Source organism: Cupriavidus sp. FW305-3-2-15-C-LB2 (assembly GCF_058787575.1).
In genome coordinates this window covers 1-14183 of sequence record NZ_JBYSZW010000063.1, presented here as the reverse complement: position 1 = coordinate 14183, position 14183 = coordinate 1, and the positions used below count along the sequence as shown (strand labels likewise).

The window sequence follows — 14183 nt, the reverse complement described above, 5'->3', positions numbered from 1 at the left end:
CCGCGGGGTTTCCCCGTCAGCCGACGAATACCTGGCGGCAACGAATCGCCATCACTTGCGCTTCAAATGCGCGGGCGGCTGCCCGGGCCAGGCGCACGCGGCGCGACAGCGGGTGCGGGCGGGATGGCATGTTGGCGTCAGCCGGGGCAGGCGCGGGCGATTGCAGTTGATCCTTGCTGGGTTTCAGTCCCCACGCCTGCTGCGTGACATGCAGGATGCGCGCAAGCGCCACTGCATGGGGCGTGGATGAAAACGGGACATGGACGGTGGCCATGACGGGCTCCTCGTTCTTTGTTGCCAGGCTGCCCTACTCAGCCGGGTGGTCCGGTGGCTGCTGTGCGGGTGTTGCCTTGCCTGATTCCACAATAGCGCGTGCGACCCCCGGGCCATATCGAGTGCGAGCCGATTGTGATGTCGGCCCCGTCCTACACACGGGGTGTGCCCGTCACCCGCGCGCGCTAATCGCACAATCTGGTTAGCCGACCGCCCGGTCGGCTTGACCGTCGCCGACGCGCAGGTGTAATCTGTTCATTCTGCGAATTCAAGTTCGTATATCGAACAAATCGGTTAACGAACAACCGGTCCACACGCAAAGACTCACGCAGACTGCTGGACTCGTTCAAATGGGTAGCGCCCCGCGCAGCCCGCCGCGACGAAACTCCTTCCGGCAGGATTACCGGAGACAGCCTTTCATGCGCCGCGTCTTGCGGCCCGCTCCGGTAGCCTGGCGGATCTTCCGACCTGGAACGCAAGTGATCAACAAGCTATACGACTCGGTGGAAGCGGCGGTGGCCGGCATCCACGACGGCGCCACCATCCTGATTGGCGGCTTCGGCCTCGCAGGCATGCCCGCGGAACTGATCGACGCGCTGATCGAGCAAGGCGCGCGCGACCTGACCATCGTCAACAACAACGCCGGCAACGGCGACACCGGGCTGGCCGCGCTGCTCAAGACCAAGCGCGTGCGCAAGATCATCTGCTCGTTCCCGCGCCAGGCGGATTCCTACGTCTTCGATTCGCTCTACCACGCGGGCGAGATCGAGCTGGAACTGGTGCCCCAGGGCAACCTGGCCGAGCGCATCCGCGCCGCCGGTGCCGGCATCGGCGGCTTCTTCACGCGCACCGCCTACGGCACGCCGCTGGCCGAGGGCAAGGAAACGCGCATCATCGACGGCCAGGGCTATGTGTTCGAGACCCCGATCCACGCCGACTTCGCGCTGATCAAGGCCGACACCGCCGACCGCTGGGGCAACCTTACCTATCGCAAGACTGCGCGCAATTTCGGCCCGATCATGGCGATGGCCGCCAAATGCGCCATCGTGCAAGTCAGCCACGTGGTGGAGCTGGGCGAGATGGACCCCGAACACATCGTGACGCCGGGCCTCTTCGTCAAGCGCGTCGTCAAGGTCGCCTGAGCGACAGGTAACAGGAGAATCCAGATGCAACGCCTGACCCGCGATCAGATGGCCGCCCGCGTGGCCAAAGACATTCCCGACGGTGCCGTGGTCAACCTCGGCATCGGCCTGCCGACACTGGTCGGCAACCACCTGCCCGCAGACAAGGAAATCCTGCTGCACAGCGAGAACGGCCTGCTTGGCATGGGCCCCGCGCCCGCGCCCGGCGAGGAAGACGGCGACCTGATCAATGCCGGCAAGCAGCCGGTGACGGTCAAGCCGGGCGGCTCGTTCTTCCATCACGCCGATTCGTTCGCGATGATGCGTGGCGGCCACCTGGACTTCTGCGTGCTGGGTGCGTTCCAGGTCTCAGAGAAGGGCGACCTGGCCAACTGGCACACCGGCGCGCCCGGCGCCATCCCCGCCGTGGGCGGCGCGATGGACCTGGCCATCGGCGCCAAGCAGGTGTTCGTGATGATGGAGCACCAGACCAAGCAGGGCGAGAGCAAGATTGTGCCGCAGTGCACCTATCCGCTGACCGGCATCGGCTGCGTGACCCGCATCTACACTGACCTTGCGACCATCGACGTGACCGCCGACGGGCTGGTCGCGCGCGACCTGGTCGAAGGGCTGAGCTTCGATGAACTGCAGCGCATTACCGGCGTTCCCCTGAAGCTGGCCGCCTGAGCGCCGGCATCACCACACACCAAAACGAGAGAGACACACCATGACCGAAGCCTTTATCTGCGACGCCATCCGCACCCCCATCGGCCGCTACGGCGGCAGCCTGTCCGCGGTGCGCCCGGACGACCTCGGCGCGGTGCCGCTGAAGGCGCTGATGGCCCGCAATCCGAACCTGGACTGGAAGGCCATCGATGACGTGATCTACGGCAACGCCAACCAGGCCGGCGAAGACAACCGCAACGTGGCACGCATGTCGGCGCTGCTGGCGGGCCTGCCGCAAGAGGTGCCGGGCGCCACCATCAACCGCCTGTGCGGCTCCGGCATGGACGCTACCGGCACCGCCGCGCGCGCCATCAAGGCCGGCGAAGCCACCCTGATGATCGCCGGCGGCGTGGAAAGCATGAGCCGCGCCCCGTTCGTGATGGGCAAGGCCACCAGCGCGTTCTCGCGCGATGCGCAGATCTTCGACACCACCATCGGCTGGCGCTTCATCAACCCGGCCATGCGCGCGGCCTACGGCGTGGACTCGATGCCCGAGACCGCCGAGAACGTCGCCACCGACTACAAGATCAGCCGCGAAGACCAGGACCTGATGGCGCTGCGCAGCCAGGAAAAGGCCTCGCGCGCGCAGGCCGACGGCACGCTGGCGCAGGAAATAACCCCGGTCACCATCGCCCAGAAGAAGGGCGACCCGATCGTGGTCGAGCGCGACGAGCACCCGCGCGCCACCAGCATGGAAGCGCTGGCCAAGCTGCGCGGCGTGGTCCGTCCTGACGGCACCGTGACCGCTGGCAATGCCTCGGGCGTGAACGACGGCGCCTGCGCGCTGCTGCTGGCCAGCGAAGCCGGTCTCAAGCAGCACGGCCTGACCCCGCGCGCCCGCATCGTCGGCATGGCCACCGCCGGCGTGGCGCCGCGCGTGATGGGCATCGGCCCGGCACCGGCGTCGCAGAAGCTGCTCAGGCAGCTGGGCATGACCATGGACCAGATCGACGTGATCGAGCTGAACGAAGCGTTCGCCGCGCAAGGCCTGGCCGTGCTGCGTGAACTGGGCGTGGCCGACGACGACAAGCGCGTCAACCCGAACGGCGGCGCGATCGCGCTGGGCCACCCGCTGGGCATGAGCGGCGCGCGCCTGGTGACCACCGCGATGTACCAGCTGCATCGCACCGGTGGGCGCTTTGCGCTGTGCACGATGTGCATTGGCGTGGGCCAGGGTATTGCGATGGTGATCGAGCGGGTCTAAGTCAAGCCAGTTGGAAAGCTGAGGGTGTACTCCCTCTCCCGCAAGCGGGAGAGGGAGCGAGTTAGCGGTAGTTCTTGGAGTGAGCAAGAGATGTCCCTTCCCGTAGCCACGCTCGTGACCGGCGGCAGTTCCGGTATCGGCCGCGCCATCTGTGAAATGCTGCTGGCCGATGGCGTGACCCAGGTGGTCAATATCGACTATGCCGAACCGGCCTGGTCGCACCCGAACCTGACTTTCTTCCAGGCCGACCTGACCGATGCCGAGGCGACCCGCGCCGTGGCCGCGCAGGTGACCTCGCGCTTCGCCGTCACGCGCCTGGTGAACAACGCCGGCGCCACGCGCCCCGGCACCGCCGACACCGCCACCGTCGCCGACCTGGACTACGTGACCGCCCTGCACCTGCAGGCCACGCTGCTGCTGACGCAGGCGTGCCTGCCCGCGATGCGTGCCGCCGGCTTTGGCCGCATCGTCAACATGGCCTCGCGCGCCGCGCTGGGCAAGGCCGAGCGCGTGGTGTACTCCGCCACCAAGGCCGGCCTGATCGGCATGACCCGCACGCTCGCGATGGAGCTGGGCGGCGACGGCGTCACCGTCAACGCCGTGGCCCCGGGCCCGATCGCCACCGAGCTGTTCCGCAAGAGCAACCCCGAAGGCGCCGAACAGACCCGGCGCATCCTGGCCAGCATCACGGTCAAGCGCATGGGTACGCCGGAAGACGTTGCGCGTGCCGCGCTGTTCTTCCTGTCGCCAGACAACGGCTTCGTCACCGGCCAGGTGCTGTACGTGTGCGGCGGCACCACGCTGGGCGTTGCGCCGGTGTAAGCAGCGCGCGTCCCAGGCATCCGCATTCAAGCATTCAACAAGAAGAGACGTTAACCAAGCGTCACGCATGGCGGCCCGTGGCCGGGCCGCCCACCGGATGCGCGCATGTGCGCGCCATCCGTTCGGGAACGGCAATCACGCCATTCAGCACAACCTCCCGCGGTACCCAATCACCGCCGGAACGATATAGCACCGGAGCATTACCGATGAGACAAGATTCCCAGACCTCCACCACGCGCCGCCGCCTGCTTGCCGCTGGCGTGGCGCTGGCCACCACCATCGCCGGCTTTGCCGGTGCGGCCCATGCGCAGGGCGGCTACCCGACCAAGCCGATCACCATGATCGTGCCGTTCTCGGCCGGCGGCACCACCGACATCCTGGCCCGCATCGTCGGCCTGCAGCTGGGCAAGGCGCTCGGCCAGCCGGTGGTGATCGACAACCGTCCGGGCGCGGGCGGCAATATCGGCGCCTCGCTGGCGGCCAAGGCGCCTGGCGATGGCTACACGCTGTTCATGGGCACCATCGGCACGCACGCGATCAACCAGTCGCTGTACTCCAAGCTGCCGTATGACCCGGTCAAGGACTTCGCACCGATCACGCGCGTGGCCATGGTGCCGAACCTGGTGGTGGTGAATCCCAAGGTGCCGGTCAACAACGTCAAGGAACTGATCACCTACGTCAAGGCCAACCCGGACAAGCTGTCGTACGGCTCGTCGGGCAGCGGTTCGTCGATGCACCTGTCGGGCGAGCTGTTCAACTCCATGACCGGCCTGCATATCCAGCACATCCCGTACAAGGGCAGCGCCCCGGCCGTGAACGACCTGCTGGGCAACCAGATCGGCCTGATGTTCGACAACATGCCGTCGTCGTACCCGCACGTGAAGGCCGGCAAGTTGCGCGCCATCGCCGTGACTTCGGCCAAGCGCTCGCCGGCGCTGCCCAACGTGCCGACCGTGGCCGAATCGGGCGTGCCGGGCTATGAAGCCACCTCGTGGTTTGCGCTGTACGCCACCGGCGGCACGCCGCAGCCCATCGTCGACCGCCTCAACGCCGAAGTGGTGAAGATCCTGGCCATGCCGGAAGTGAAGAAGCAGATGGCCGACCAGGGTGCCGAACCCAACCCGGAAAAGCCGGCCCAGCTGGCCGCGTTCATGAAGTCGGAGACGGCCAAGTGGGCGAAGGTGGTGAAGGCTTCGGGCGCTACGGTGGATTGATTCACATACAGGCTGCGCCAAAGAAAAGCCGGTCCCTGTCGGGGACCGGCTTTTTGTTTATGCGTGGGCGGGGACGGCTGCCACTCAATCGCTGCCAAGCTGCAGCTTGTTTTTCTGCCGCTTTTCGATCGCAGATTTGAGCAGCGCCGCACTGCGATAGATGCCGTGTGCGAACTTGCCATACGGCAGCGTCGCAAACAACGCCATCACCACGCCAAGGTGGACCGCCAGCAGCAGCGGCATCGCCGCCGTGCCGCGCCCGGCCAGCAACCCCAGTCCGGTGGCGCTGGTCAGCAGCAGCAGCGCGATGAAGCCGCGGTCCATCGGGCGCTGCCGGGCATCCCCATGCATCGGGTGCCGGCGCAGGTTCAGCCACAGCAAGCCGGCCGGGCCCACCAGCAGGCCCACGCCGCCGGCGGTGCCCAGCAGCACCGGCAGGCTCGTGACCGGATAGGGCGCATGCCAGCCCAGCAGATAGTGGTAGCCGGTCGCCACCGCTGTCGACGCAAAGCACAGCATGAAACCGTAGAACGTGAAATGGTGGAAGCGCCGCCGCGCCAGTGTGAAGCGGTCGCTGGCCTCGTTGCAGCCATCGCCGTGGCCGCCATCGAGGTAGGTCAGTGCCAGCACGTTCCGGGCCGCCTCTGCCACGGCCGGTGCCGACGCTGTGCCGGCAGAGACATCACGCCAGAAGCGGCGCACGCCCAGGCCAAGCGCAAGCACGGCAAAGCCGAACACACTGCCGAACAATGCCGCCAGCGTGTTGTGCGGGAATACCGCGTAGAAATTGCCGCCCTCATGCGTCTGCCACAGCGCGCCGCCCAGCGTGGCGGCGAGTACCAGGAACAACGCCAGCCCGAAGGCCAGCGCCACCGACACCGTCAGCCCGTTGCGCTGGTACAGCTTGCCCAGCGGCGCGGGCCATGCATATTCGCTATAGGTTCCCAGCCGCACCTTTGCCATGGCCTGCGGCACATTGACGCCGAAATCATGCGGCGGCGCGTACTGGCAGGCGTGGTAGCAGGCGCCGCAGTTGTGGCACAGGTTGGCCAGGTAGTTGACGTCGGCCTTGCCGAACTCCAGCCGGCGGGTCATGGCCGGGAACACCGCGCAGAAGCCTTCGCAGTAGCGGCAGGCATTGCAGATCTGCATCTGCCGGGCAACTTCGGCCTCATTGTCGGTCAGCGGCAGCACGCGGATGACGCGGGACTGCGGCGCCGGGGCGGCAGCGTCCTGCCCGGCCAGTTGCGCGGCCTCGCGCGTCAGGGCTTCAAGCTTCTGCATGGATGGCTCCCGTGTTGATGCCCGCCGCCAATGCAGCCTGCGTGCCCGCGATGCGCCCGAAGGCCGTGCCGATCGACATGCCGACACCGGCCGTGTATCCCTTGCCGAGCACGTTGCCGGCCATCATTTCTCCTGCCACGAACAGATTCCCGCTTGGCTTGCCGCCAAAGTGCACCTGGGCGCGGTCGTTGACCTTGAGCCCCAGGTAAGTGAAGGTGATGCCCGGCCGCAGCGCGTAGCCATAGAACGGCGCCTGGTCGAGCGGCCTGGCCCAATGCGTCTTGGCTGGTGCCAGGCCTTCGGTGTGGCAGTCGTCCAGCGCGGTATGGTCGAAGCTGCCGACGCGGCACGCCGCGTTGTAGTCCTGCACCGTGCGCACGAACTGCGCTTCCGGCAGCCCGAGCTTGCGCGCGAGCTCAGGCAGCGTGTCGGCCTTCTCGCCGGGAAACACCGGCGGCATGAAGCGGCCGATGGCCTTGCTGTCGATGATCGAATAGCCGATCTGCCCGGGCTGCTGCGCCACCAGCCGGCCCCAGATGGCGTAGCGCTTGGGCCAGAAGTCCTCGCCCTCGTCGTAGAAGCGCACGGCGTCGCGATTGACCACGACGCCCAGCGACACGCAATCGATGCGCGTGCAGATGCCGCCGTCGTACAGCGGCGCGCGCGCGTCGATGGCGACACAGTGCGATTGCGACGGGTCGCCGATGGCATCGGCGCCCGCGTCGATCATGTAACGCAGCAGCACGCCCTGGTTGAAGCGCGTGCCGCGGATCAGGAAGTTGTCGGCGGGCCATTCTCCACGTTCATTCCGGCCCCAGGCTTCGCGCAGCCATTCGCGGTTGGATTCAAAGCCGCCCGCGGCCAGCACGCAGGCGCGCGCGGTGAAGCGCTGGCTGCCGCTGCGCGCGGCGACGAAGCGGTCGCCATCCAGCTCGATCGTATCCACCGGGGTTTCATAGCGGACCTGCACCCCCATCGCTTCGGCGCTGCGGTAGTACGCGTTGACCAGCGCCTTGCCGCCACCCATGAAGAAGGCGTTGGTGCGCGCCACGTGCAGCGCACCCGACAGCGGCGGCTGGAAGCGCACGCCATGCCTGCGCATCCACGGCCGGCAGGTCGATGACGCGCGGATCACCAGCCGCGCCAGGTGTTCGTCGGTGATGCCGCCGGTGACCTTGAGCAGATCCTGCCAGTACTCTTCCTCGGGATAGGCATCGACCAGCACGTCCTGCGGCGCGTCGTGCATGCAGCGCAGGTTGCGCGTGTGCTGGGAGTTGCCGCCGCGCCAGGCGCGCGGCGCGGATTCGAGCAGCAGCACCGAGGCCCCGGCTTCGCGCGCCATCAGCGCCGCGCACAGGGCCGCGTTGCCGCCGCCAATTACCAATACGTCGACCATGGGGATTGTCTCCTTGCTGGCGCCATCTTGGCGCGCAAGGCGGGCGGGCGCCAGCAGGGGCGCGGCAAGGGGGCTTCAGCTTTCGTGAAGCCCGGCCGGGGCACAGCCGGCTCAGCGCGGGCGCAACGTGGCGCCGGGCCAGCGCCCCTCGCGCACCAGCGTGGTGGCGACGTCGGCCAGCACCACGCGCGCGGCCAGGCCCGCCGGCGACAGTTCATCGTCGGACAGGCTGACCAGCAGGTTGGGCCGCGTGGCGCCGGCGTCGGTGACCAGTATGCTGCGGTAGGGCGTGCCGTGGCTGCGCGCCAGTGCCGCGCCCGGCTGGATGGTGGCGCCCAGGCCACCGCGCACGGCGTCCATCAGGATCGCCAGCCCGTCGATCTCCGCCACCACCTGGGGTTCGCGCTTCGCCTGGCGAAAGCACGCGGCGACCAGCGCGCGCAGCCCGTGCGAGCCGCTGGGCAGGATCAGCGGCAGCTTGCCAAGTGCCGCCACCGAGGTCTGCTCGCCGCGCGGCATGCCGGCCAGCCCCTCGGCGCCGATCACGAACAGGCGCTCATCGAGCAGCGGCAGCACGCTCCAGCGCTGCGCGGGCTCCTCGCTGAACAGCACCGCCAGGTCGATCTGGCGCGCGCTCAGCATCGTGCCGAGGTAGCCGGACAGGCTCTCCACCATGCGCAGTCGCACGTCGGGGTAGCGCTCGCGCATGGCCTGCATGAAGGGCAGCGCCAGCACCGCGGCGGTGCTGGGCGGCAGGCCCACGCTGACATGGCCCGACAGGCGCGCCTGCCGCGCGGCCAGCGCGGCATCGTCGATATGACGCAGCGCCAGCTGGGCCTGGCGCCAGAAGGCCAGCCCGGCGTCGGTGGCGACCACGCCGGTGGAAGTGCGCTGCAGCAGCCGCGTCGACAGCTCGCTCTCCAGCCGGCTGATCTGCTGGCTCAGCGCGGACGTGACCACGCCCAGCTCCAGCGCCGCCTTGCCCATGCTGCCGTGCTCGATCACGCTGACGAAGTAGCGCAGTTGCCTCAGTTCCATGTCGCGTCCCCGCTGCCGCAATTTGCCCGCATGGTAGCGGAAAACCTGCCGCGGTTCACGAATCCTGAAGACCCGTTAACGCCCGCCCGATGGCGCGCTTGCCAGCGGCTGCGTAGAGTCGCACCGGTCAGAAACCGGCGGAAGCGACACTACGCAGCCGCCATTCCATAACAACATGACTTCCCGCAAAGGAGACTGCATGACAACCGTTTCGCGCATGCGCCGCGCCGTGATGGCCGGCCTCGCCGGTACCGCTGTGCTGGGCGCGCCCGCCGCGTTCGCCGCGGACAACTGGCCGGCCAAGCCGATCACCCTGGTAGTGCCCTTCGCCAGCGGCGGCACCACCGACATCCTCGCCCGCACCATCGGCCAGAAGCTGGGCGAGGCGCTGCAGCAGCCGGTGGTGGTGGATAACCGCCCCGGCGCCGGCGGCACCCTCGGCGCGGCCAACGTGGCGCGCGCGCCGGCCGACGGCTACACCTTCCTGCTGGCCACCGTCGCCCACACCATGGCGCCGGCCATCTACAAGAGCCTGCCCTACGAGTTCACGCGCGACCTCGATCCGGTGGGCCTGGTGGCGCTGACGCCCAATGTGCTGGTGGTCAATCCTGCGATCCCGGTGAAGTCCGTGTCCGACCTGGTCGCCTATATCAAGGCGCATCCCGGCAAGGTCAACTACGGCTCGGCCGGCATCGGCAGCACCGAGCACCTGTCCGGCGAGCTGTTCCGCGCGCTGACCGGCACCGACGTTGCGCATGTGCCGTATAAGGGCGGCGCGCCGATGATGACCGACCTGATCGCGGGCCAGATCCAGATGGCGATCGAAACCAGCCCGTCGGCGTCGCAGCACGTGCGCAGCGGCAAGGTCCGGGCGCTGGCGGTCACCACCGCGAAGCGTTCGGCCGCCTATCCCGGCGTGCCGACGCTGGCGGAGAGCGGCGTCAGGGGCTACGAAGTCACCACATGGTTCGCGCTGATGGCGCCGCGCGGCACGCCCGCGGCGATCGAGCAGCGCGTCTCGGCGGAGCTGGGCAAGCTGCTGAAGGCGCCGGAGGTGCAGAAGCGGTTTGACGAGCAGGGCGTGACCGCTGGTGACATGACGCCAACGCAGCTTGCTGCCTTTATCCGCGCCGAGACCGACAAGTGGGGCAAGGTGGCGCGGGAATCGGGGGCGAAGGCGGAGTAACGGCCTCGCTCACAAGGGCGGCGCTGGCGTTACAGGAGGAGATCGCGCGGGAGCGGCCGCGGCAGCCGACCGGCTGCCAGAACGGGGGCTGAACACCCCTTGCCGGCAACAGTCCAATGGATGTCGCCAGCCTGAATACGGAGGAACCCAAAATGCATGACCTTTCCTTCGTTCACGCTGACGCGGCCCACGTCGAATGGCAGGTCGCGCTGGCAGACTGCCAGCGCCAGCTGGACACGCAGGATTTCCTGCGCCAGGCGAAGGCAGACAACGCGCCGCCGCTCACGCTCGGCTGGTGCTACCTGAGCGACTACTACGCGCTGGCCGCCGAGGCCATCCTTGCCGCGCTGCAGCAGAACTGGCCCGGTGTGTCCTGGGTCGGCACGGTCGGCCTGGGCGTATCCGCCAGCGGCAAAGAGTATTTCGACGAGCCGGCCATGGTGCTGATGGCGGCGCCATTTCCGCGCGACGCGTTCCAGCTGTTTTCGGGGCGCCAGCCCTTGCCGCCCGCGTCTTCCGGCTTCGTTCCGCATACCGCGCTGGTGCATGCCGAGGGCAGTACGCCCGATGTGCAGGACCTGTTGCATGAGCTGAGCGCGCGCACGGCCACCGGTTACCTGTTCGGCGGCTTGTCGTCGGCCCGCAACCGTACCTTGCATATTGCCGATGGCGTGTTTTCCGGTGGACTGTCGGGCGTGCTGTTCGGCCCCGAAATCGAACTGGTCTCCCGCGTCACGCAGGGCTGCCAGCCGATCGGGCCGGTGCGCGCCGTCACGCGCAGCGATCACAACCTCCTGTTCGAGCTGGACGGCAAGCCGGCCCTGGATTGCATCCTGAATGACCTCGGCGTCGAGCGCGATGCCCAGGTGGAGACCATGGCGGAGGCGCTGGCCGGAACGCTGGCCGGCCTGAATTCAGCCGCCGACGATGCCCCGGTGCTGCCCGGCAGGTTCGGCTCGGACACGCTGGTGCGCCACCTGATCGGCCTGGACGTGCAGCATCGCATGCTGGCGCTGGCCGACATGGTCGAGCCCGGCATGCGGCTGGCTTTCTGCATGCGCAATGCTGACGCGGCGCGCGCGGACCTGGTGCGCGTCGCCACCGAGATCCGTACGGAGATCGAACGCGGCGGCAGCCGCGCACGTGGCGCGCTCTACATCAGTTGCTCAGGCCGGGGCGGGCCGCATTTCGGCGCGCCGCATGCCGAGCTGCAGACCGTACGCCGCGCGCTTGGCGACCTCCCGCTGGCTGGCTTCTTTGCCGGCGGCGAGATCGCAAGGGATCACCTCTATGGCTATACGGGGGTGCTGACGGTATTCACCGGCCATTGAATCCGCGAATGACAGCATCGATGTTGCGCATCTGGCGCGCAAACCAGATGCGCAACAGGCTGTTCGACAGGACCATCGGCAGCGAATACGCAATGATCCGATACACCTTGCCGCGCTGCAGTCTGGACGCCTTTGCCGGGTCCAGCCAGTCGTCGTTGCGCACCAGCAGCAACAGCGTTTCCATGCCGATAAGGACGGGCCACAGGCAAGCCAGCCGCAGCCGGATAAAACGCGGGTGAATGGCAAGCGTGTACGCCATGGCCTCGCAAAAGTGGTCCAGCGTCTTGCGCACGAGCTCGAGCATCAAGGCCCGCGCGCGCGGCGAGGCGTCCGCAAGCAGCAGATCCTGCGGGCTCAGGCCATGCTGGTGCAGCATCGTCGCCGGAAGATAGCAGCGGCCGATGCGCAGGTCCTTGCCGCAGTCCCGCAGCACATTGGTCATCTGCAAGGCTTTGCCGAAGCGGACCCCGCGGCGCAGCATGGCGTCGGGCTTGCCGATCGCGCCAGGCATGTGCGCGGCGGTCATGCTGGTCCAGAACTCGCCCACGCATCCGGCGACCAGGTACGTATAACGGTCAAGCTCTTCCGGCTCGCGCAGTGCGACGATGCGGCCGGCGTTTTCATCGGGGAAGGTGCGCAGGTCAAATTCCATGCCCTCGCTCAGGGTCGATACGATCTGCCGTACCGCTTGCCGGTCGTCCGGCTCCAGCTGCGCCAGCACCGCCAGCGCAGGGCCCAGTGACTCGAGCAGGATGCGCTCGTCCGACTGTTGTTCCTGCCGGCCTGCCACCTCGGTTGCGATGCTGTCGGCCAGCGCCGTGTCTGCGGTTGCACCGTTGACCTGGTCGCGCAACGACAACAGCAGCGCCAGGCGCCGTTGTGGCGGGATCAGCGAGGTATCGGCAATCGTGTCGGCGGCACGCGCCAGCAGATAGGCCAGGCCGACCGGATCGCGCATCCGCTCGGGCAGCACGCGCAGCGTGAGATAGAACGAACGCGAGACGCCTTTGAGCAGCGGACCGAGGAGAAACGCCCGGCTGGGTTCGCGCATGGGTGGTGTCCTGTTCCCTGGGAGGTTGGCGAAAGTGACAATGCCCGGGTGGCCGTCAGGCCGGGCCCGGGCATTGTACCTTCGACGCCAGGGGCAGATTGCTGGCACTGTTCAGGGCGAGTCCTTGCCGAGATAGCGCTCGAACCACTGCGCCGCCAGGCGAGCGACCGATTCCAGTGCGCCGGGTTCCTCGAACAAATGCGAGGCGCCGGGCACGATCACCAGCTTCTTGGTGCATGTCAGCTGGGCATAGGCCGATTCATTGCGTTCCAGGACGCTCAGGTCCAGCCCGCCGATGATCAGCATGGTGGGCGCAAGCAGTTTCGCAAGGGCGTCGGGGCCCGCCAGGTCGACCCGGCCCCCCCGCGAAACGACGGCGTGTATCGGGATAGACGACTGGCATGCGGCACGGATCGACGCGGCGCCACCAACGCTGGCGCCGAAGTAGCCGAACCGCTGTGGCACGGCTTGCTGCCGCGCCACCCAGCTGGTTGCCTGCGCCAGCCGTGTCGCCAGGAGCTCGACGTCGAAGCGGATGGCCTGCACCTGGTCTTCATCCGGCAGCAGCAGGTCCATCAGCAGCGTTGCCATGCCGCAGCGATTGAGCTCCGCGGCCACATATCGATTGCGCGGGCTAAGCCGGGAACTGCCCGTGCCGTGCGCAAACAATACCAATGCGACCGCGCCGGGCGGCAACGTGAGTATGCCTTGCAGGTCCACGCCGCCGGCCGGGATCACAACCTCGATGGCTTCTGAATTGCTCGGCATGGCGCAGTCCTCCGACGGGTGGTGCGTAGACGTGCATCGCGTTGCAATCGCGCCCATCCAAGTCCACTATAGGGCGGGCGTGGCGGCGGGGCCAGTCGCCGTGTGCAGGTCTCCTGGCGCACGCAATCGACAACCATCCCTTTGGATCAGGAGGAAACATGAAGACCCTGTTTCTCGTCCGGCATGCCAAGTCAAGTAAAGATGATCCCTCCTTGCCCGACCGTGAGCGCCCCCTGAATGACCGTGGCCTGCAAGACGCCCCGGAAATGGGCAAGCGCCTGGCCGAGCGTAAGCTGAAGCCCGACCTGCTCCTGTCGAGTCCGGCCCTGCGTGCGCTGACGACAGCGCAACTGATCGCCGACGAGCTCGGCTATGCACGCAAGGACATCGCGCTCGATGACCAGCTGTACGCCACCAGCGCGGAGCAGTTGCTGGCCGTCGTTCGTGCGCTCGACAAGAAGCTCGATTGCGTGATGCTGTTCGGTCACAACCCCGAGTTCACCGACTTCGCGCATCGCTTGTCGGACGAGATTACCGACATGCCGACCTGCGCCGTCGCGAGATTCAGCTTCGACACCAAGGCGTGGGAGGATGTCGGCGAAATCACCCCGTCGAAAGTCACGCTGGAATCGCCGAAGAAGTAATCCGATGCCGGCCGCCTTCAGCGTGGCAGTGATATATCCGGCTTGACCATACGGGGCGAAGCGATAAGAATTTGTGATCGCAGGCGAAAGCCTGCCCTCACGCTTCTCTACGCTTGGTCCCACCC

General features: G+C 67.5%; 14 protein-coding genes. 8 read left to right on the top strand and 6 right to left on the bottom strand.

Annotated features, from left to right (window positions below):
• Nucleotides 1-16: 16 nt before the first annotated feature.
• Nucleotides 17-274, bottom strand: coding sequence for a hypothetical protein (locus AC3WRR_RS31320; RefSeq protein WP_492299069.1), 258 nt, complete (start codon nucleotides 272-274; stop codon nucleotides 17-19).
• A 478-nt stretch (nucleotides 275-752) separates the two neighbouring features.
• Between AC3WRR_RS31320 and AC3WRR_RS31315 the strand changes: the two genes are divergently transcribed.
• From AC3WRR_RS31315 to AC3WRR_RS31295, 5 genes are all read left to right on the top strand, one after another.
• Nucleotides 753-1415, top strand: a complete 663-nt coding sequence (locus AC3WRR_RS31315) for a 3-oxoacid CoA-transferase subunit A (protein WP_010809830.1) — start codon at nucleotides 753-755, stop codon at nucleotides 1413-1415.
• Nucleotides 1416-1439: 24 nt separating this feature from the next.
• The gene (locus AC3WRR_RS31310) at nucleotides 1440-2081 is read left to right on the top strand and encodes a 3-oxoacid CoA-transferase subunit B (protein ID WP_010809831.1); all 642 of its coding nucleotides are present in this window, start codon (nucleotides 1440-1442) and stop codon (nucleotides 2079-2081) included.
• A 40-nt stretch (nucleotides 2082-2121) separates the two neighbouring features.
• Nucleotides 2122-3324: a 3-oxoadipyl-CoA thiolase gene (gene pcaF / locus AC3WRR_RS31305; RefSeq protein ID WP_010809832.1), complete on the top strand. Its 1203-nt coding sequence runs from the start codon at nucleotides 2122-2124 to the stop codon at nucleotides 3322-3324.
• Nucleotides 3325-3414: 90 nt separating this feature from the next.
• The gene (locus tag AC3WRR_RS31300) at nucleotides 3415-4146 is read left to right on the top strand and encodes an SDR family NAD(P)-dependent oxidoreductase (protein ID WP_010809833.1); all 732 of its coding nucleotides are present in this window, start codon (nucleotides 3415-3417) and stop codon (nucleotides 4144-4146) included.
• A 206-nt stretch (nucleotides 4147-4352) separates the two neighbouring features.
• A complete protein-coding gene (locus tag AC3WRR_RS31295; RefSeq protein ID WP_010809834.1) occupies nucleotides 4353-5360 on the top strand; it encodes a Bug family tripartite tricarboxylate transporter substrate binding protein in 1008 nt (335 codons plus the stop codon).
• An 84-nt stretch (nucleotides 5361-5444) separates the two neighbouring features.
• Here the strand turns inward: AC3WRR_RS31295 and tcuB are convergent, their stop codons facing one another.
• The 3 genes from tcuB to AC3WRR_RS31280 form a co-directional block, all read right to left on the bottom strand.
• Nucleotides 5445-6644, bottom strand: coding sequence for a tricarballylate utilization 4Fe-4S protein TcuB (gene tcuB / locus AC3WRR_RS31290; protein WP_492299067.1), 1200 nt, complete (start codon nucleotides 6642-6644; stop codon nucleotides 5445-5447).
• The gene (tcuA, locus tag AC3WRR_RS31285) at nucleotides 6631-8040 is read right to left on the bottom strand and encodes an FAD-dependent tricarballylate dehydrogenase TcuA (RefSeq protein ID WP_492299065.1); all 1410 of its coding nucleotides are present in this window, start codon (nucleotides 8038-8040) and stop codon (nucleotides 6631-6633) included. Before tcuA ends, tcuB begins: the two co-directional genes overlap by 14 nt.
• A 111-nt stretch (nucleotides 8041-8151) precedes the next feature.
• Nucleotides 8152-9078: a LysR family transcriptional regulator gene (locus AC3WRR_RS31280; protein WP_011616412.1), complete on the bottom strand. Its 927-nt coding sequence runs from the start codon at nucleotides 9076-9078 to the stop codon at nucleotides 8152-8154.
• 199 nt (nucleotides 9079-9277) lie between these two features.
• On the opposite strand from AC3WRR_RS31280, the gene AC3WRR_RS31275 reads away from it, so the two are divergent.
• Together AC3WRR_RS31275 and AC3WRR_RS31270 are read left to right on the top strand one after the other, a co-directional pair.
• Nucleotides 9278-10264 carry a Bug family tripartite tricarboxylate transporter substrate binding protein gene (locus tag AC3WRR_RS31275; protein ID WP_010809838.1) on the top strand — a complete coding sequence of 329 codons (987 nt, stop codon included), beginning with the start codon at nucleotides 9278-9280 and terminating at the stop codon, nucleotides 10262-10264.
• Nucleotides 10265-10416: 152 nt separating this feature from the next.
• Complete coding sequence (locus AC3WRR_RS31270) at nucleotides 10417-11595, top strand: FIST signal transduction protein (protein ID WP_037024337.1); 1179 nt, start codon at nucleotides 10417-10419, stop codon at nucleotides 11593-11595.
• On the opposite strand, the gene AC3WRR_RS31265 is transcribed toward AC3WRR_RS31270, so the two are convergent.
• Both AC3WRR_RS31265 and AC3WRR_RS31260 read right to left on the bottom strand, forming a co-directional pair.
• Nucleotides 11582-12646, bottom strand: coding sequence for a phytoene/squalene synthase family protein (locus AC3WRR_RS31265; protein ID WP_454750014.1), 1065 nt, complete (start codon nucleotides 12644-12646; stop codon nucleotides 11582-11584). The genes AC3WRR_RS31270 and AC3WRR_RS31265 overlap by 14 nt on opposite strands.
• Before the next feature lie 111 nt (nucleotides 12647-12757).
• Nucleotides 12758-13414 (bottom strand): dienelactone hydrolase family protein, encoded by a 657-nt coding sequence (locus tag AC3WRR_RS31260; RefSeq protein WP_010809841.1) that lies wholly within the window; start codon nucleotides 13412-13414, stop codon nucleotides 12758-12760.
• A gap of 158 nt (nucleotides 13415-13572) precedes the next feature.
• On the opposite strand from AC3WRR_RS31260, the gene AC3WRR_RS31255 reads away from it, so the two are divergent.
• Nucleotides 13573-14058: a SixA phosphatase family protein gene (locus tag AC3WRR_RS31255; RefSeq protein WP_037024330.1), complete on the top strand. Its 486-nt coding sequence runs from the start codon at nucleotides 13573-13575 to the stop codon at nucleotides 14056-14058.
• Nucleotides 14059-14183 lie beyond the last annotated feature (125 nt).

Coding starts and splice junctions, on each gene's coding strand:
- AC3WRR_RS31320 (WP_492299069.1), bottom strand. CDS start 274: ATGGCCACCGTCCATGTCCCGTTTTCATCCACGCCCCATGCAGTGGCG.
- AC3WRR_RS31310 (WP_010809831.1), top strand. CDS start 1,440: ATGCAACGCCTGACCCGCGATCAGATGGCCGCCCGCGTGGCCAAAGAC.
- pcaF (WP_010809832.1), top strand. CDS start 2,122: ATGACCGAAGCCTTTATCTGCGACGCCATCCGCACCCCCATCGGCCGC.
- AC3WRR_RS31300 (WP_010809833.1), top strand. CDS start 3,415: ATGTCCCTTCCCGTAGCCACGCTCGTGACCGGCGGCAGTTCCGGTATC.
- AC3WRR_RS31295 (WP_010809834.1), top strand. CDS start 4,353: ATGAGACAAGATTCCCAGACCTCCACCACGCGCCGCCGCCTGCTTGCC.
- tcuB (WP_492299067.1), bottom strand. CDS start 6,644: ATGCAGAAGCTTGAAGCCCTGACGCGCGAGGCCGCGCAACTGGCCGGG.
- tcuA (WP_492299065.1), bottom strand. CDS start 8,040: ATGGTCGACGTATTGGTAATTGGCGGCGGCAACGCGGCCCTGTGCGCG.
- AC3WRR_RS31280 (WP_011616412.1), bottom strand. CDS start 9,078: ATGGAACTGAGGCAACTGCGCTACTTCGTCAGCGTGATCGAGCACGGC.
- AC3WRR_RS31275 (WP_010809838.1), top strand. CDS start 9,278: ATGACAACCGTTTCGCGCATGCGCCGCGCCGTGATGGCCGGCCTCGCC.
- AC3WRR_RS31270 (WP_037024337.1), top strand. CDS start 10,417: ATGCATGACCTTTCCTTCGTTCACGCTGACGCGGCCCACGTCGAATGG.
- AC3WRR_RS31265 (WP_454750014.1), bottom strand. CDS start 12,646: ATGCGCGAACCCAGCCGGGCGTTTCTCCTCGGTCCGCTGCTCAAAGGC.
- AC3WRR_RS31260 (WP_010809841.1), bottom strand. CDS start 13,414: ATGCCGAGCAATTCAGAAGCCATCGAGGTTGTGATCCCGGCCGGCGGC.
- AC3WRR_RS31255 (WP_037024330.1), top strand. CDS start 13,573: ATGAAGACCCTGTTTCTCGTCCGGCATGCCAAGTCAAGTAAAGATGAT.